Annotated in this window: 20 protein-coding genes; all 20 read right to left on the reverse strand. The window is 43.9% G+C overall.

Annotation, left to right across the window (positions count from 1 at the left end; genetic code table 11):
• Positions 1 to 111: 111 nt before the first annotated feature.
• The gene (gene purD / locus EDD74_RS00145) at positions 112 to 1,383 is read right to left on the reverse strand and encodes a phosphoribosylamine--glycine ligase (protein ID WP_016441423.1); all 1,272 of its coding nucleotides are present in this window, start codon (positions 1,381 to 1,383) and stop codon (positions 112 to 114) included.
• Positions 1,384 to 1,496: 113 nt separating this feature from the next.
• Positions 1,497 to 2,126, reverse strand: coding sequence for a phosphoribosylglycinamide formyltransferase (purN, locus tag EDD74_RS00150; RefSeq protein WP_008977356.1), 630 nt, complete (start codon positions 2,124 to 2,126; stop codon positions 1,497 to 1,499).
• The gene (purM, locus tag EDD74_RS00155; protein ID WP_008977357.1) at positions 2,120 to 3,145 is read right to left on the reverse strand and encodes a phosphoribosylformylglycinamidine cyclo-ligase; all 1,026 of its coding nucleotides are present in this window, start codon (positions 3,143 to 3,145) and stop codon (positions 2,120 to 2,122) included. The genes purN and purM overlap by 7 nt, the downstream gene beginning before the upstream one ends.
• A gap of 37 nt (positions 3,146 to 3,182) precedes the next feature.
• Positions 3,183 to 3,695 carry a 5-(carboxyamino)imidazole ribonucleotide mutase gene (purE, locus tag EDD74_RS00160; RefSeq protein WP_008977358.1) on the reverse strand — a complete coding sequence of 171 codons (513 nt, stop codon included), beginning with the start codon at positions 3,693 to 3,695 and terminating at the stop codon, positions 3,183 to 3,185.
• 228 nt (positions 3,696 to 3,923) lie between these two features.
• Positions 3,924 to 6,011 carry an aminopeptidase gene (locus tag EDD74_RS00165; RefSeq protein ID WP_116441196.1) on the reverse strand — a complete coding sequence of 696 codons (2,088 nt, stop codon included), beginning with the start codon at positions 6,009 to 6,011 and terminating at the stop codon, positions 3,924 to 3,926.
• A gap of 4 nt (positions 6,012 to 6,015) precedes the next feature.
• Entirely contained in the window at positions 6,016 to 6,420 is a 405-nt protein-coding gene (locus tag EDD74_RS00170; RefSeq protein ID WP_008977360.1) for a DUF6142 family protein, read from the reverse strand.
• Positions 6,407 to 6,874, reverse strand: a complete 468-nt coding sequence (locus EDD74_RS00175; protein WP_008977361.1) for a VanZ family protein — start codon at positions 6,872 to 6,874, stop codon at positions 6,407 to 6,409. Before EDD74_RS00175 ends, EDD74_RS00170 begins: the two co-directional genes overlap by 14 nt.
• Positions 6,875 to 6,908: 34 nt before the next feature.
• Positions 6,909 to 7,061 carry a hypothetical protein gene (locus EDD74_RS14965; RefSeq protein WP_008977362.1) on the reverse strand — a complete coding sequence of 51 codons (153 nt, stop codon included), beginning with the start codon at positions 7,059 to 7,061 and terminating at the stop codon, positions 6,909 to 6,911.
• A 13-nt stretch (positions 7,062 to 7,074) separates the two neighbouring features.
• On the reverse strand, positions 7,075 to 7,755 hold the full coding sequence (gene pyrE / locus EDD74_RS00180) for an orotate phosphoribosyltransferase (RefSeq protein ID WP_008977363.1): 681 nt from the start codon (positions 7,753 to 7,755) through the stop codon (positions 7,075 to 7,077).
• A 56-nt stretch (positions 7,756 to 7,811) separates the two neighbouring features.
• Positions 7,812 to 8,714 (reverse strand): dihydroorotate dehydrogenase, encoded by a 903-nt coding sequence (locus tag EDD74_RS00185; RefSeq protein ID WP_008977364.1) that lies wholly within the window; start codon positions 8,712 to 8,714, stop codon positions 7,812 to 7,814.
• Positions 8,714 to 9,487 carry a dihydroorotate dehydrogenase electron transfer subunit gene (locus EDD74_RS00190; RefSeq protein WP_116441195.1) on the reverse strand — a complete coding sequence of 258 codons (774 nt, stop codon included), beginning with the start codon at positions 9,485 to 9,487 and terminating at the stop codon, positions 8,714 to 8,716. The genes EDD74_RS00185 and EDD74_RS00190 overlap by 1 nt, the downstream gene beginning before the upstream one ends.
• Before the next feature lie 40 nt (positions 9,488 to 9,527).
• A complete protein-coding gene (gene pyrF / locus EDD74_RS00195; protein ID WP_016441426.1) occupies positions 9,528 to 10,454 on the reverse strand; it encodes an orotidine-5'-phosphate decarboxylase in 927 nt (308 codons plus the stop codon).
• A 58-nt stretch (positions 10,455 to 10,512) separates the two neighbouring features.
• The gene (locus tag EDD74_RS00200; RefSeq protein ID WP_008977367.1) at positions 10,513 to 11,793 is read right to left on the reverse strand and encodes a dihydroorotase; all 1,281 of its coding nucleotides are present in this window, start codon (positions 11,791 to 11,793) and stop codon (positions 10,513 to 10,515) included.
• Between the two features lie 204 nt (positions 11,794 to 11,997).
• The gene (locus tag EDD74_RS00205) at positions 11,998 to 13,215 is read right to left on the reverse strand and encodes a S41 family peptidase (RefSeq protein ID WP_116441194.1); all 1,218 of its coding nucleotides are present in this window, start codon (positions 13,213 to 13,215) and stop codon (positions 11,998 to 12,000) included.
• Positions 13,216 to 13,228: 13 nt separating this feature from the next.
• Entirely contained in the window at positions 13,229 to 14,437 is a 1,209-nt protein-coding gene (locus EDD74_RS00210) for a murein hydrolase activator EnvC family protein (RefSeq protein WP_039861741.1), read from the reverse strand.
• 8 nt (positions 14,438 to 14,445) lie between these two features.
• The gene (ftsX, locus tag EDD74_RS00215) at positions 14,446 to 15,354 is read right to left on the reverse strand and encodes a permease-like cell division protein FtsX (protein WP_008977370.1); all 909 of its coding nucleotides are present in this window, start codon (positions 15,352 to 15,354) and stop codon (positions 14,446 to 14,448) included.
• The gene (gene ftsE / locus EDD74_RS00220) at positions 15,344 to 16,030 is read right to left on the reverse strand and encodes a cell division ATP-binding protein FtsE (protein ID WP_008977371.1); all 687 of its coding nucleotides are present in this window, start codon (positions 16,028 to 16,030) and stop codon (positions 15,344 to 15,346) included. Before ftsE ends, ftsX begins: the two co-directional genes overlap by 11 nt.
• 14 nt (positions 16,031 to 16,044) lie before the next feature.
• The gene (locus tag EDD74_RS00225) at positions 16,045 to 17,133 is read right to left on the reverse strand and encodes a PucR family transcriptional regulator (protein ID WP_116441193.1); all 1,089 of its coding nucleotides are present in this window, start codon (positions 17,131 to 17,133) and stop codon (positions 16,045 to 16,047) included.
• 177 nt (positions 17,134 to 17,310) lie between these two features.
• Positions 17,311 to 17,532: a small, acid-soluble spore protein, alpha/beta type gene (locus EDD74_RS00230; RefSeq protein ID WP_008977373.1), complete on the reverse strand. Its 222-nt coding sequence runs from the start codon at positions 17,530 to 17,532 to the stop codon at positions 17,311 to 17,313.
• Between the two features lie 179 nt (positions 17,533 to 17,711).
• Positions 17,712 to 17,912: a PspC domain-containing protein gene (locus tag EDD74_RS00235; protein ID WP_008977374.1), complete on the reverse strand. Its 201-nt coding sequence runs from the start codon at positions 17,910 to 17,912 to the stop codon at positions 17,712 to 17,714.
• Positions 17,913 to 17,943 lie beyond the last annotated feature (31 nt).

A 17,943-nucleotide genomic window follows, 5' to 3' on the forward strand; every position in this document is an offset into this window, starting at 1 on the left:
TTTTTTCAGCCGCATGTTCTTTCTGAAAAACAAAAAGAGAAAGACCACAGCCACTTCCTGCTGTCATCTTCCCCTTCTCTCTATCACATGCTTCTTTTTGCCGTCTGCTTTTTATGCCTCATCAATCGCTTTTCCGATATCGTTTCTCTTATATTTGTTCGCAAATGTAACCCACTCTGTCGCAGCATATGCATTTGCTCTTGCCTCTTTTAAATCTTTTCCTTTCGCAGTCACGCCAAGTACACGCCCACCGTTTGTCACGATTGTATCTCCGTCAAATTTTGTTCCTGCATGGAAGCAGTAGTACCCTTCATGTTTCTGGAATTCTTCCAGTCCACTGATCGGAAGCCCTTTGTCGTATTTTTCCGGATAGCCGTCTGATGCAAGTACAACACAGACTGCCGCATTCTCTTCAAATTCCAGCTCGATCTGATCTAATTTCCCATCAATACAAGCTTCCATCACTTCAAGAATATCATTTTTCATTCTCGGCAGTACCACCTGTGCCTCCGGATCGCCAAATCTTGCATTGTACTCCAGCACCTTCGGTCCTTCCTCTGTCAACATCAATCCAAAGAAAATAATTCCCTTAAATGGTCTTCCCTCTGCTTTCATCGCATCGACTGTTGCCTGATAAATATGCGCCTTGCAGAAAGCATCCACCTCTTTTGTATAGAACGGACTTGGAGAAAACGTTCCCATTCCTCCTGTATTCAGCCCCTGATCTCCGTCTTTTGCACGCTTGTGATCCTGCGCTGATGTCATAGTCTTGATTGTATTTCCATCTACAAAGGAAAGCACCGATACTTCCCGTCCAGTCATAAACTCTTCGATTACGATCGTATTTCCGGCCGCTCCAAACTGATGATCAAGCATCAGTGATTTCACACCTTCCTGCGCCTCCTCCAGCGTATTGCAGATCAGCACACCTTTTCCGAGCGCCAGTCCGTCTGCCTTCAGAACGATTGGAAATTTTGCTGTTTCCAGATAAGCAAGCGCCTCTTCTGCACAATCAAAATTCTCATATGCCGCTGTCGGAATCTGATATTTCTTCATCAGATCTTTCGAAAATGCCTTCGATCCTTCCAGAATCGCAGCCGCCTTATTTGGACCAAATACACGCAATCCTTCTGCCTCAAAGACATCAACAATTCCTCCGACAAGTGGGTCATCCATTCCAACGATCGTCAGATCAACTGCATTCTCCTTTGCAAATGCTGCCAGCTTTTCAAATTCCATCGCACCGATGTCTACACATTCCGCATATTCTGCGATCCCTGCATTACCTGGTGCACAGTAAATCTTCTCTGCTTTGCTGCTTCTTGACACACTCCATGCGATTGCATGCTCTCTCCCGCCGCTTCCTACAATTAGTACTTTCATAAATTATGCCTCCTACGATTTTCTACCGTTTCTCTGCTCATTCTTCTCTGAATGCAGACCTGTTATGCCGATCTGTTCTCTATCTCCACTCACCAATAACTCTTTTCGGTACACTACTCGCCGCAGACTACCGCCTTCCCATCGATCAGTTCAATCTTCCCGTTTGCAATCAAATCAATCGCCTTCGGCAAAATCTTCCACTCCGCCTCTTCCATCACACGCCGCTGAAGTGTCTCTGGAGTGTCATTATTTTTCACTTCCACTGCTTTCTGCAAAATAATCGGACCGGTATCCGTTCCTTCATCTACAAAGTGTACTGTTGCGCCGACAACCTTCACCCCTCGTTTCAGTGCCGCCTCATGTACTTTCAGCCCATAATATCCCTTTCCGCAAAATGCCGGGATCAAAGATGGATGAATATTGATCATGCGATGTTCGTACTGTCTGATCACCTTTTCCGGAATCACCACAAGAAATCCCGCAAGCACGATCAGATCCGGATTTAACTGTTGAAGCTCATCAAGGAAAGCATCGTTAAATGCTTCCCTTGATTCATAATCTTTCGGTGAAATGCACATTGCAGGAATCCCATGCTTCTTCGCACGTTCCAAAGCATAGGCATTCTTATTGTTGCTGATGACACCGATGATCTCTGTATTTGTAATTGTCTTAGCTTCAACTGCATCCATGATTGCCTGCAGGTTTGTCCCCCCGCCGGAAACTAATACAACTATTTTTAGCATAAAGTAACTCCTTTTTCTCCTGCTTCGATATGTCCTACCACATATGCGTCTTCTCCGGCAGCCTTGATTGCTGCAACAGTCTTCTCCACATCATCTTTATCGACTGCCACGATCATTCCAAGTCCCATATTGTAAGTATTGTACATCATCTCTTCTGCAATCTCACCTTCTCTTGCCAGCATACGGAAGATTGGCGGAACCGGATAGCTGTCTTTTTCCACAACTGCACGCACACCATCACAGAGCATACGAGGAATATTCTCATAGAATCCACCACCTGTGATATGACTGCATCCTTTGATCTTCACTCCGCTTTCCTTAATACCGCGAAGTGCTTTCACATAGATCTTTGTCGGTGCGATCAGTGCTTCTCCAAGCGTAGTTCCAAGCTCTTCATGATATGTATCTAAAGTATCTTTGTCCATCTTAAATACTTTTCTTACAAGAGAAAATCCATTGCTATGTACTCCCGAAGACGCAATTCCGATCAGAACATCCCCATCTTTTAATTCCTTTCCAGTGATCAGGTCCTTCTCATCTACGACTCCGACTGCAAATCCTGCAAGATCGTATTCATCTTCTGGATAAAATCCTGGCATCTCCGCAGTCTCTCCACCGATCAGCGCTGCATCGGACTGTTTACAACCTTCTGCAACACCACTGACGATCGTAGCGATCTTCTCCGGCACATTTTTTCCGCATGCAATATAATCTAAGAAAAACAACGGCTCTCCACCCGCACATGCGATGTCATTGACACACATTGCAACACAGTCAATCCCCACTGTGTCATGCTTATCGAGAATAAATGCAAGTTTTAACTTTGTTCCGACACCATCTGTTCCAGATACTAATGTCGGTTTTTCCATTTCTTTGAACTTCTCCATAGAAAATGCTCCCGAAAATCCCCCGATATTTGTCAGAACTTCCGGTCTCATTGTCTGTTTGATATGTTCTTTCATCAATTCTACTGATTTGTACCCTGCTTCAATATCGACGCCTGCATTTTTGTAATCCATCTTTTCTCCTCCATTTCAAGGCTTTCCCTGCTTTTTCCTACATTTGTTTCAGATATTCTTTATGTCCTAACTGATCAAGTTTTTCTGCCTTTGCCTGTACAGTCTCTTTCATCTCCTGAGAGTATGCTTTCAATCTTCCAAGCAGCTCTGGATCAGATGTTGCAAGAATTCTTGCCGCAAGAATCGCTGCATTGACTCCCCCGTCAATTGCCACTGTCGCTACCGGAATTCCCGGCGGCATCTGTACGATAGAATAAAGTGCATCTACACCCTCCAGGTTCTTTCCTGACATCGGAATTCCAATGACCGGCATTGGGAAGATCGCTGCACACATTCCCGGAAGATGTGCTGCCATACCTGCCCCTGCAATGATGACTTTAAAGTCTTTCTCCTCTGCGGACTTTGCATATTCAAAAAATACGTCCGGTTCACGGTGTGCAGAAATAATTGTCATTTCATATTCTACACCCAGTTTTTCCAGCATATCTGCTGCCTTGCTCATGACTTTCATGTCTGAGTCGCTGCCCATAACAATTCCTACTTTTGGCATAATTCTCTCCTTTTCTCATTTACAAAATACCGGCACTTGGAAGTACAAAGTATGAAATGATCCATCATCCATCTTTTTCCCGCACCTTTATAAGTTATCAGTATAAATACTTGTTCATTTATAAGTCAATTTTACTAATACCGGGCAAGGATGTCAACAGTCCCGCCCGGTATCAGTGATTATAAATACTTATAAGGTTTTATTTCTAAACTCGTTCTTCCAAAAATCTTACGCATTTTCTGCATCCATTCGATCCAGTGGTTCATTGAGACTTTCCGTCCCCGGCAGTACGAATCTCATATCTTTCAAAAGTTCGATCTTGCTGCCATCTTTTCGGATGACACTGATCTCTGCCAGTTCTTCATATGGAATCGTAATGTCTGTATGACACTGAAAATATGCTTTATTCACATCTTCTTTTCGCAGAATCGAAATAGTATTATCCTTTGCAATGATCTCTTTTCCGTTCGGATTGTACACCCGGTTCTCCTCGTTCCAGCTGTAACAAGTGTCTCCGACCGCAAAATGTGGTCCCATCTTCTCTGCGATCAAAATGGTCATCTTATCCGCGATCTGATACTTGTTGACCATCACATATGCCGTCGTATTCGTTCCAATCGCAAACTCTCCAAGTGGAAGTGTCTCATGATTGTGCAGAATATTTTCCCGGACATAGGTTTTATTCTCCTCTTCTTTCTCAAAGTTTGCACAAGTATAATCTGTGATCATTCCATCCTGAAATTCGATCTTCAGATCTTTATACTGCATTCCATGCAGATATACTTCACTGACAAACAATGTTCCGTTTGTTCCTTCCAGTGTCGGAGAGGTGAACACTTCCCCTGCCGGAATATTGACATCCGAACCACAGTTTTCAAAGATCGTCTCCTTCTCCGGATCATTTAACGCATGCAGTCTGACTTTGATATCCGTCTGATTCTTTCCTCTTCCAATGATATGCACGTATTCGCCTTGATCCAAGGCATCGATCATCGTCTGCTGGATCTGTCCATACACTTCGCTGTCCACTGCATTGATCTCGATCGTATCGTTAAAGATTGCCTCGTAGTCTTCTCCAATCTCCGGCTTCGGATACGAGATGATCGTGAAGCTTCTCTCTTCTCCCTTGATATACTGATTGATCATCTGGCTGGACTTACTTGCAAATGCCTGCAGCAGTTCTTCCTGCTTATCCGTATAGGAGAATACCTCCGACTTTCTCTCCGGTGAAAACGGTGGTTCTCCAAATGGATCGATCCATGCCGGACCTGCATAACATGCCGCCAGCTCTTTCTGTTTCTCATATGTATTTTTGATCACATCCAGCTTCCGCTCTGTATATTTTTTGTCGAGGAACAATGCCTGGTCTGCTCTGTGATCATATTCAAACTGTTTGTTGACCGCTCCGTAATAACCGGATTTCTGATGGTTTTTCTTGGTCACAACACTGTTTGCTGCACGAAAGATCAGCGGACGTAATCCCATTTTTTCAAAATTGCGTATCGCATACTGGATCATCCGCTCAAACCCTGCGGAATACAGCACATTGACCGTCTTTTTCTTTGAAAGATCTTTGCCGCCAAGTATAAATCCTCTTCGGAATCCTTCTGTATAGGTATCTGCCATCTTCTGGATCGTCTCTTCCGGAAGACTGTTCAGGTGACGCATCGTCTGGATCTCATAATCTGTGATCCATTCTCCGGTACGGAAAATAAACCGCTCATCACTGACATCCGTCTTTGCAAGCATCGGCACAAACACACCGCAATCCGGTGAGATCTGCTCTTCGATCCGATCTGCCAGAAAAACATCACAATAATCACTTGCATACCAGTACACGATTTCCTTAAGTTCTCTGAATTCCGGACACTGTGCATCTTCAAAACAATTATAGATTTCAATAAACAGCTCATTACAGATTGTATTGTATTTTAATTTTCCTTCATAGGCATACCCGATCTGAGCGCGCATCTCAGTATACAGAAAACTTAAAAAAGTTCCAAAGTCTTCTCCGAGTTTTTCTACTGCCCAAGCTGGATTTGCATACGATGTTCCGTAATTTTCTTCTGAAATGTCTGCATACAGCTTGTGATTGATTTCTTTCATCTCTTCAAATGAAAGTTTTTCCCACGATCCATCTTCCACCATTGCTCTTACTTCTTCTACAAAAAGAAGAAATTCTGCCACATGTCTAAAATATGGACGAAACTGCTCTGCGGCAGTCTGCTCTGTGCCGATCATTCGGATACGTTCGATCGTCAGATCGTGTCTTTCGTGAAATATTTCATTTTCTTCTTTCCACTGTTCGTTCCACATAAACTTATATCCCCCTGAAAAATATTATTGCCAAACCGACAAACAAAGCGGCATTGCATACAATTCCGATCCGGCATGTAAGATACTTCCGCTCTCGCTCCCGCAGTCCGATCATTCCAAAGAAAATCCCAACTCCCGAAAGTATCCAGGCGCAAATTCCCAACGCACCAATCATTGTTGCTGCTTTTCCTTCCTGAACGTACGACACTGTAACAAGAAGAGAAAGAAGTACGATGGCCGCTATAGCAATAAGGGTAGAACGAACTCCATGCTTCGCATGGCGGATCACTTTTTCTTCTCCATAGCGGTTTCTTTTTTTCTGATAGCGCTGTACTTCTTTTTCCCGCCGTCTCTGCTGTCTTTCTAATTCTCGCTGTCTTTTTTTTCGTCTTCTCTCACTTCTTTGCATGGTATCTTCTCCTTATTGCATTGCATATGACAAACAGTATGTAGCCTGCGAGCCCTCCGATTGTATTTAACAGAAGGTCGTCCACATCGAAAGATCCTACTCTTGTAAGTAGTTGAAATACTTCCACACAAAGACTGAGTCCGAAACTGTAACATACCGTCATAAAAAAGTTGCGGTATTTGCTTGCCATCGGCATAAAGAAACCGAATGGCACAAAAATCACTACGTTTCCGACAACATTCGTGAGCACTGCAAAAGTCCCCAGTGTCTCACGATATGTCAGAAAACGCCGAATCTCTTTAAACAGAACGAGATTGTACCGATACTCGCTCATTTCCCCAGTACGCCCATACCACTCTGAGAAAAGCAGAAAGTATATAATGAACAACACATAACATACAAACAACACTTTCCCGAGGATACGCAGACGTTTTCTTTCTTTATACTTCACCATTGCACCCTTTCAGAATGATTCCTCTCTTTCCGGACTAAAAAGTCAGACCAGATTTATTCTTTAGTAAGCGTGCACCCCCTACGATTGTGATCACTCCTGCTGCGATCCCGGTCACGATCATGATCACACCGAGAACTATATTTCCTGCGCCGACTGTCGTCATCGTCTTATAAATCTTTTCGTTCATAAGTCTCTCCTGTCTATTTTGCTCCGTACTGTTCATAGTATGCATCAATTGCAGACTTGATCTCATCATCGATCACTACTTTTCCATTGCATTCCTTATTATGCAAATGCTCTACTACTTCCGCCATTGTCACGATCGCATTTGTCTCAAATCCATAGAGATCTTTTACTTCTTCCAGAGCACATTTCACTCCGCCTTTTCCAACTTCCATACGGTCAAGAGATACCATCAGACCTACAATCTCTACATCTGCTGCCCCTTTTACTTTCGGCACAGTCTCCTCCATAGATTTTCCTGATGTCGTCACATCCTCGATCATGATCACGCGATCGCCATCCTGAAGTTTGCTTCCAAGAAAGCTTCCCTTGTCTGCTCCATGATCTTTCTCTTCTTTTCTGTCAGAGCAGTAACGGACTTCCTTTCCATACAATTCACTATATGCGATCGCTGTCACTACTCCGAGCGGAATTCCCTTATATGCCGGTCCAAATAAAACGTCAAAATCATCTCCGTATTTATCGTGGATTGCCTTTGCATAATACTCTCCGAGTCTCTTTAACTGAGAACCAGTCACATATCCTCCCGCATTCATGAAAAACGGAGATTTTCTTCCGCTTTTTAATGTAAATTCTCCAAACTTGAGCACATTGCTCTCCACCATAAATTCAATAAACTCTTTCTTATACTGTTCCATCTCTCTACCTCCATATCTTCAGGCAGCAGCTGCCTTGATTTACTGTTTTCTCTTCTCTATTTTACAATTCCAACCATGTCTTTCACAGTCTCGAACTGATATTTCTTCATATACGCTTCGATTCCATCCACGATCTCGGCTGTGACACCTGGATTGATGAAGTTTGCAGTTCCAACAGATACTGCACTTGCTCCTGCGAGGATAAATTCAATCGCATCCTCCGCTGTAGCAATTCCGCCCATTCCAATGATCGGGATATTGACTGCATTTGCCACCTGGTAGACCATGCGGACTGCAATCGGCTTAATTGCCGGACCAGAAACACCGCCGGTTTTATTTGCCAGCGCAAATGCTCTTCGATGTACATCGATCTTCATTCCAGTCAGTGTATTGATCAGAGATACTGCATCGGCTCCTCCTGCCTCCACAGCTTTTGCCATCTCTGTGATATCTGTTACATTCGGGCTTAGCTTCATGATGACCGGCTGCTTCGCATATTTTTTCACTGCGCTTGTGATCTCCTCTGCCGCCTTTGGATTCTGTCCGAATGCAATCCCACCTTCCTTGACGTTCGGGCAGGAAATGTTGATCTCCAGCATATCTACATCTTCACTTGCAAGACGTTCTACAACTTCACAATAATCTTCTTTCGAGCGTCCACAGACATTGACAATGATCTTTGTGTCATGCTGACGAAGGAACGGGATATCGCGCTCACAAAATAGGTCAATCCCCGGATTCTGCAGACCGACTGCATTCATCATTCCTCCGTAAGTTTCTGCCACACGCGGAGTCGGATTTCCTTCCCATGGAATATTTGCCACTCCTTTGGTCGTGACTGCTCCGAGCTTGCTAAGATCTACAAAATCACAGAACTCTGCACCAGAACCAAAAGTCCCGGAGGCAACTGTCACAGGATTTTTCCATTCTACTCCTGCTATATTTACACGCATATCCATTATACTTCCACCTCCGTCGATAAGAATACCGGTCCGTCCTTGCAAATCCGCTTATTATTCACATTGCTGTGGTGGTCTTTCTCTTTTGACTTGCACACACATGCAAGACAAGCGCCGATTCCACATGCCATACGCTCCTCAAGGGAAAGGTAACATTCGATTCCGTTTTCCTCTGCATAGCTTTTCAGTGCACGGAGCATTGGTGTCGGACCGCACGCATAGATAATATCAGCTTCCAGACTATGTTCGCGGATTGCATCCATAACATTTCCCTTTGTTCCGACACTTCCGTCTTCTGTGGAAATATAAAGTGTTCCATTTGCTTCCAGTTCTTCCTTTAAGAAAGTCTGTGCATCACGGTATCCTACGATAATCTGTTTCTCACAGTTCAGTGATTTTGCAAGTTCCAGAATCGGAGGTACTCCGATTCCTCCACCGATCAGAAATGCTTTCTTCTCAATCAGTGGGAATCCGTTTCCAAGCGGTCCGATCACCGGGATTGTATCCCCCGCTTTCATTTTGGAAAACTGTTCTGTCCCTGTCTTTTCTCCCGTCACGCGATATACGACACGAAGCTTTCCTCCCTCTCTGTCAATCTCACAGATACTGATCGGACGTGGGAGCAGTTTGCTCCCATCATTTGTATACATGGAAATAAATTGTCCTGCTTTTGCTGTCTTTGCTGCCTTTGTCTGGATCCACATGCTGAAAATCCCATCCGCAAGACATTCCTGGGAAACAACAAGTGCCTGCTCTTTTTCTCTCTCTGCCATAATGTTCTTCCTCTATCACTTCATCTTTTTTATCATTCTATTAGCGGTTGTTCAGTGCATTGCTGATGTCTGCCACCATTGCTTCCACAGCTGCTCTTGATGCATCTCCGAAATTCTCGGCACCGAATTTTGCATAAGCTTCCTGCTTGTAAGCTGCGATAATTCCACGGGAAGAGTTTACGATTGCTCCCAGTCCATCTTCATTAAAGAAATGTACGAGGTCTTTTCCCTGTCCGCCCTGTGCTCCGTATCCCGGTACGAGAATGTAAGATTTCGGCATCACTTTTCTGAGAACTTTTCCCATCTCCGGGTAAGTTGCTCCTACAACGGCTCCGATGTAGCTGTATTCGTCACCCATATGTGCCTCGCCCCATGCAGCAACTTTCTCTCCAACTAATTCATACAGCGGTCTGCCGTCGATCAGCTGATCCTGGAACTCTCCGCTTGATGGGTTGGATGTCTTCACAAGGATGAACAGACCCTTGTTTTCTTCTTTACAGATGTCGATAAATGGATTGACCCCATCCGATCCAAGGTATGGGTTGACTGTCACGAAGTCCTCATCAAACGGTGCATAAGATTTGCTTCCTACCTGCACATGTCCGAGATGTCCTACTGCATAAGCAGCGGATGTAGAGCCAATATCTCCTCTCTTGATATCTCCGATCACCACAAGTCCTTTTTCCTTACAGTAATCGACAGTCTTTTTAAATGCTTCCAGTCCCGGAATTCCAAACTGTTCGTACATAGCGATCTGCGGCTTCACTGCCGGGATCAGGTCATAAGTCTTGTCAACGATCTCTTTATTGAACTGCCAGATTGCCTCTGCTGCTCCCTCTAAAGTCTCCCCGAACTCTGCGAATGCTTTCTTCTGTACATGCTCCGGAATATAGTTGAGCATCGGGTCTAATCCTACTACGATTGGTGCGTTTGTCTTCTTAATATTTGCTACTAACTTGTTGATCATGTTTCTCTCCTCCACTGATATGTCTTTTTATCTTTCTTCTGTCTTGCAAATCTTTCTCTTATCCTTCATAGACCGGCACGCCGTCCACGATTGTGCAGCGCACTTCGCCTTTTACTTTTCTTCCATGGAATGGTGTATTCTTTCCTTTTGAGAAAAAGGTATGTTTGTCAATCTCATATTCTTTCGATGGATCAAAGACGACAATGTCCGCGATCTTCCCTTCAGAAATCGAACCCTTTTCCTCGGAAAGCCCGAGGATCTTTGCCGGATTATAGCTCATCTTCTCTGCCATCTGCATTGGAGTAAGCACTCCGGTCTCCACCAGTTCTGTGTAAGTCAGTGCTGCCGATGTCTCCAACCCCACAATTCCAAATGCAGCATCCTTCATGGATTTGTCCTTTTCCTGCTCTGCATGCGGCGCATGATCGGTAGCGATCACATCCATGATGTCATTTTTCAGTCCTTCGCGAAGCGCTTCTACATCTGCCTTGCTGCGAAGCGGCGGGTTCATCTTAAAGTTTCCATCATCCTCTGTAATATCGTCTGTCGTCATAATAAAGTGATGCGGGCATACTTCTGCCGTCACTGGTAGTCCATCTTTCTTTGCCTCAGCGACCATACGCACACTGTCCGCAGTCGAACAATGGCACAGATGAAGCTGTACTCCTGTCTCTTTTGCAAGCAGGATATCTCTTGCAACGATTACATCTTCCACCGCATTTGTAATTCCTTTCAGTCCGAGTGCCTCTGCCTTTTGATCGGCATTCATGACACCACCTTCTACCATATGAATATCCTCGCAGTGTGCAAAGACAGCGATTCCGCTTGCTGCCGCTCTTCTCATTCCTTCTCTGTAAAGAGATGCGTTCATCACAGATTTCCCATCCTCACTGATCGCATGGCATCCTGCCTCCGCCATTCCTTCGATATCAGCCAGTTCTTCTCCTGCCTGACCGACTGTGACTGCACCAAGCTGGATCACATGCACCGGCGAATCTTCCTTCGCACGCGTATGTACATCTTCCACACGCTCTTTTGTGTCGATGACCGGTTTTGTGTTCGGCATCGCACAGACCGTTGTCACACCTCCGTGTGCTGCTGCCTTTCCGCCTGTCTCTAATGTTTCTTTATATTCCAATCCCGGATCTCTTAAATGTACATGAAGGTCAATGAATCCCGGCATTACATAACAGCCTTTCGCATCGATCACCCGATCCGCCTGCTCTTCAATATGTTCTTTGACACCGATGATCCTCTGATCCTCTGTCAGCACATCACAGATCCCATCCACTCCCGTAGCCGGATCCAAAACATGCCCATTCTTGATTAATACTCTCATACTGCTCTATCCTTTCTTCCCAGTGTACTGTACCTTCCGACAGACAGGTCCCCGTCTGTCATCATACTATTTTTATTTTATCATAGCAGCACAAAAAAAGGAATGTCAAATTTGTGTTCCCTTCTGACATTCCTTTTCTTTCATCACTTTGGATAAATTCTTTCCATGCTGCACTGATTTTTCAGTACACTGGTACATTGTATTCTATTGTTCCCGAAGCACATCCATCGCAGTCTGCAGTTGATTGTCAGCCTCCGGATCTGCCTCATCTCTGACATACTCTACCGAAACATCCGGCTCGATTCCTTTCCCGTCGATATTTCTTCCCTTCGGAGTAAAATACTCAGAGATTGTCACCTTGACACAAGTTCCGTCATCGAGTGGAAATAGTTGCTGGACAACGCCTTTCCCATATGTTGTCGTTCCTACGATCGTACCGATCTTGTAATCCTGAACGGCTCCGGCAAAAATCTCAGAAGCACTTGCGCTATATCCATTTACCAGAACTGCAAGCGGAGTATCAAAGTCATTCTTTCCACTTCCTCGGATTTCTTCTTCTTTTCCGCTCCGCTCCTTTGTGGAAACAATCGTTCCTTCTGGAAGGATCAGCTCCAGCATATTGCAGACTGTATCAAGATTTCCACCCGGATTACTTCTCAAATCAATGACAAGCCCCTGCATGTCCTGCTCTTCCAATGTTGTAAGCGCCTGTTCAAACTGTCCCAGCGTCACACTGTCAAATTCAGAAACACTGATGTAGCCAATCTGGTCTTCTTTCATCTCAAACTCGACTGTCTGAGCTTCGACTTTTCCCCGCACAGCCGTCAATTCAATCTCTTCCCTTTCCTCCCCGCGTAAAACAGTGATATGGACTTCTGTCCCCTCTTCTCCTTTGATGTCTGCAACAACTTCATCCAGCTCCTCACCGGTCACTTCTTCGCCTTCCACCTTATAGAGAATATCTTCCGAACGCATTCCCGCTTTCTCTGCCGGAGAGTCTTTGTAGACTCTGCTTACCGTAATGATTCCTGTGTCGAGATTCTGAGACATCGCCGCTCCGATTCCAATATATTCTCCCGATGTCGTCTCAAAAAGTTCCTTTGTTTCCTCTTCCGTATAGTAAGTCGAATACGGATCATTTAAACCTGCCAGAATTCCTGCATACATACCGTCTTCCAGATCTTCTGTATCTGTATCCCGAAGATAATGCTCGTCAATGATCTTCTCAATCTCTTTCAGCTTTTCTTTTGATTCCGCGTTCAGCACACTCTCCGATGACTGAATACTGTTATTTTCATTCTTTCTGATTTTCTCTGCTACATTCTTTCCAAGGGAAACTCCGCCAAAAATGGCGCCTCCCCCTATGAACATAGCAAGGGCGCCACAGAGCGCCCCTTTTAAAAAACTATGTTTATTCTCCATATGATTACCTGTCTTACATATAATTTGAAGGATTCACTGCTACACCGTTTAATTCTACCTGAAAGTGAAGGTGTGGTCCTGTCGACTGTCCGGTACTTCCCACATATCCAATCTGCTGACCTTTCTCTACTCTCTGTCCAGCAGATACTGTCAGTGCAGAATGATGCATGTATTTTGAAACAAGTCCATTGTCATGCTGAATGACAACCCAGTTTCCTGCTGATGTACTATAATTCGCAATCAGGACAGTGCCTGCCGCTGCTGCATATGTAGGTGTTCCTTCCGGCGCTGCATAATCATGCCCTTTGTGTCCTCCGACCTCAAACTCTCGGATTTCTCCAAAGTAACTTGACTGATATGTCATCCCCGGACATGGGTGTGTAAAATACCCGCTGCCGGATACCACATTGCCTGATGACGGCGGAATCACTCCTCCAGATGTACTTCCACCAGTACTGCTTCCACCCGAAGGTGCCTGTATCTGATTGTTCTGTCCGGCATTGTTGTTCATCGCCTGCTGCTGTGCTGCTAACTGCGCCGCCTCAGCTTCCTTCTGACGCCGTTCGGCCTCCTGTGCTTCCGCGATCAGTTGCTGTAATACTTTTGCGTTCTCTCCAATCTCAGATTCCAGATTTGCAATCTGAATGTTCTTATTAGAAAGTAGTGTTTCTACACTTGCACGCTTCTCAGAAAGTGTCGTCTGAAGTGCCGACAGTTCCTCGTACTCTGCACGGAGTTCTTCTTCCTTCTTCTGCACTTGCTCAACCGTCTTCTGAAATTCTACAAGCATATCTCTATCATATTCCGAGATCTTAGTCACATATTCCGTTTTGTTGAGAAAATCTGAGATATTTTCTGCACTGAGAATGATCTCGATAAATTCCACATTTCCATTCTCGTACATGTATTTGATACGTTTCTTCATGCTCTCATATTGATTGTTCTCAGTTACTTTCGCCTCTACAAGCTCATTCTCAGCAGACTCAATCTGCTCTTCCTTCGCAGACATATCATCCTGCGCTTTCTGAAGTTCCTGGATTACTGTGTTCAGTTCATTGTCAAGTGAGCTTTTCTCGGCTTCCGCAGCTTTCTTCTGCTCTTCCAACTGCTCTCCCTTTTTTTGTGTCTCAGAAATAGATGTTGCTGACACTGGCATGACACTTCCGCTGCATAACGCACACGCAAGGAATAGTGCCGCTATCTTCTTTCCTCTTAATTTCATATTTTCACCTATACCTTTAAATGCTTTCTGATCGTAAAGAAACTTCCGATAAAACCGATTCCGACTCCAAGAAGAAGACCTGTCGGCAATAAGATTTTATACACATCCCACACTGGCATGAAATCTAAAATGTTATTCAGAATGCTAAAGCGGGTCATAATGTAATCAATTGCTTTGTCATATACGACATACAATCCTGCCAGCGGAATTGCTGCCCCGACAAGACCGATCAGAATACCTTCAACGATAAATGGTCCACGGACAAAATAATCCTTGGCACCAATGTATTTCATGATCGCAATCTCTTCCTTCCGGACCGTAATACCAATCGTAACTGTGTTACTGATCAAAAATACTGTTACAATCAGCAGAATCAAGATGATCGCCGCAGACACATAGAGGATCAGTTTATTGACACTCGACAATGTCTTTGCAACAACATCGGACTTATTGACCTTGCGGACTCCATCAAGTCCTTCTGCAAATTTCACGACTTCTTTCTGTGACTCTACGTCTTTCATATACACTTCATAGTTATCAGATCCTGCCAGCGGATTGTCATCCTTAAATCCCTCGGCAAGATCTTTGGATTCTCCAAAATATTCATCCTTGAATGTATCCCACGCCTCATCTGCCGAAACGTAAGTAACCTTCAGGACATCGTCCCTATCTCTCAGCGCATCTCCGATTGCCTCTACCTTGCTGTCTTCCAGATTTTCCTCAAAGAATACAGTGATCGCTACCCCTTCTTCTGCCTTCTTGACTATGTAGTTAAAGTTAAGAATTACGGAAAAGAATAGTCCGAATAAGAAGATACATGCCGCCATCGTTGCAACTGATGCCAGCGAGAACAGCTTGTTTCTTCCGATATTCTTAACTCCCTGCTTCATCGTATATCCTACTGTACTAATCCTCATTTATATACCCACCTTTTTTCTCGTCGCTGACAATGACACCTTTCTTCATCGTAATTACACGCTTCTGCATCTCGTTTACGATTTCCTGATTATGTGTAACGACTAATACGGTTGTTCCTCTTTGGTTCGCTTCCTCAAGCAACTGCATGATCTCCCATGAGTTTGTCGGGTCAAGATTTCCTGTCGGCTCGTCTGCCAGAAGGATTGACGGCTCATTGACGATCGCTCTTGCGATTGCTACACGCTGCTGTTCTCCACCGGAAAGTTCCTTCGGGAACATCTTATATTTCTGAGCAAGTCCTACAAGTGAAAGCGCTGCAGGTACTTTCTTCTTCATCACACGCGTCGGAGTCTCAACAACTCTCTGGGCAAATGCAATGTTCTCATAAATATTTCTGTCTTTTAAAAGTCTGAAGTCCTGGAACACAACTCCAAGCCCTCTTCTGTACTTCGGAATATGTCTGTGCTTCATACGGTTCAGATTCTGTCCATTCACGATGATCGTGCCGGATGTCGGGTCCAATTCTTTCATGATCAACTTGATCAAAGTAGATTTTCCTGACCCACTGTCCCCTACGATGAACACGAATTCGCCCTGCTCGATCTTCACAGATACTCCATTCAGAGCCGCAACTCCTTTTGAATACTCCTTCGTTACATCTTTTAATTCTATCATATGTCCTCCTATCACTAATACTCCAAGGTCTCCATGTACTTCATGTATTTCACTACCATAAGAGCAATCTTGAATGTGATCGCATCTTCAAACACACGAAGATCCAAACCTGTGCTCTTTTGCAGCTTATCCAGCCTGTACACAAGTGTATTTCTGTGGATGTATAGCTGTCTTGATGTCTCCGATACATTCAGACTGTTTTCGAAGAATTTATTGATCGTCGTCAATGTTTCCTCATCAAAATCGTCCGGTGATTTTCCTCCAAAAATCTCACGGATAAACATCTTGCAAAGTGGAATCGGCAGCTGATAGATCAGTCTTCCGATACCAAGTGTGTTGTATGCAATGATATCTTTCTCATTAAAGAAGATCTTTCCTACATCCAGTGCAAGCTTCGCCTCTTTGTAGGACTTGGATACCTCCTTGATATCATTTACTATAGTTCCGTATGCAACGTGAACATCTTCCTCGCCCTCTGACTGAAGCATCTCCAGAATGTTCTTTGCAACTTGTTCCATCTCTTTGTAACCTTCATTAGCTGCAAGCTCTTTCACAACGATGATGTTCTTCTCATCCACAGCTGTGATAAAATCCTTTGTCTTGCTGCCCAGAAGTACACGCACACTCTCAAGCATCCCCGTATCTTTCTCCCGGGACGTTTCAACTATAAGAATAACACGTCTCACTTCCGTGTCAATATGTAATTTTTTCGCCCGATTATAGATATCTACAAGCAGTAAGTTGTCAAGAAGCAGGTTCTTGATGAAATTATCTTTGTCAAAACGCTCTTTGTAAGCGACCAAAAGATTCTGGATCTGGAATGCCGCGATCTTACCGACCATGTATACATCCTCGCTTCCACCATTCGCCATTAAGATATATTCGAGCTGATGTTCGTCAAAAATCTTAAAGAACTGGTAGCCCTGGATCACCTGACTGTCCGCCGGTGATTCCACAAACGGCACTACCGCACTTTCATAATCTTCTGTATCTGTAAATGTACTTGCAAGTACCTTTCCTTCTGTATCCATTACACACAAATCGATCCGGGTAATTCCCTTCAAGCCTTCGATGGTGTTCTGAAGTGTCTGATTTGATATCATATTCTTCTCCTCCGCTTAATAAATTCTACATTTCTACATATCTGTATATATCTTAATGCAAAACAGCAAAAAAAGAAAGTAGAAATCAAGAATTATTATGCATTTTTTCTTTCGGGAGAAATACTTACGCACAAAAAAATTCCTTCTCCCAGTCGTACGATTATATCAAATAATCTCTTATTTTTCAACCCCTGCCTCAGATTGTTCACAGTTTTTAAACATTTTTCTACGGTTTTTTACGATTCCTCCGATTCTTCCGGTCTCCCTCGACGACAGTGATTTCCACCCTTTTTCCATCACCTGATCGAGGAGTCCGAGTTCTTCTGCAATCTCATATTTCAACCGTTCTTCTGGCTCTAATTCACTTAATACAATCTTCTTTTCCTTTTTCCGTGACATCTTTTTTCTCCCCTTTTCCTGCAATTTCCTAATTCTATTAAATCCATTGTGATATTTGTAAATATTCCCTGTTTTTTTTAATTTATACAGACTCCTCACTTCCCATGGACTTCTCTATGATCTAAAAGGAAAAAGCAGCTGTTCGCTGCTTTTTATGTCACCCTAAAGTTTTCTACATATTAAAATTCTTTCGGCTCATCCGGAATAATGACCGAACAGATAAAATAGGCAAGAATTCCCGTTCCCCAACTTGTCAAGCTGAGCAATACAACTCCAAGTCTTACAAGTGTCGGATCGATGTTGAAATATTCTGCTATTCCTCCGCATACTCCACATATCATTTTATTTCTTGTTGATCTGTATAATCTTTTCTGTTCCATTCTAAAATTCCCCTTTCTTAAAAAACACTCT

The sequence above is a fragment of the Faecalimonas umbilicata genome, assembly GCF_004346095.1.
Classification (GTDB): domain Bacteria; phylum Bacillota; class Clostridia; order Lachnospirales; family Lachnospiraceae; genus Faecalimonas; species Faecalimonas umbilicata.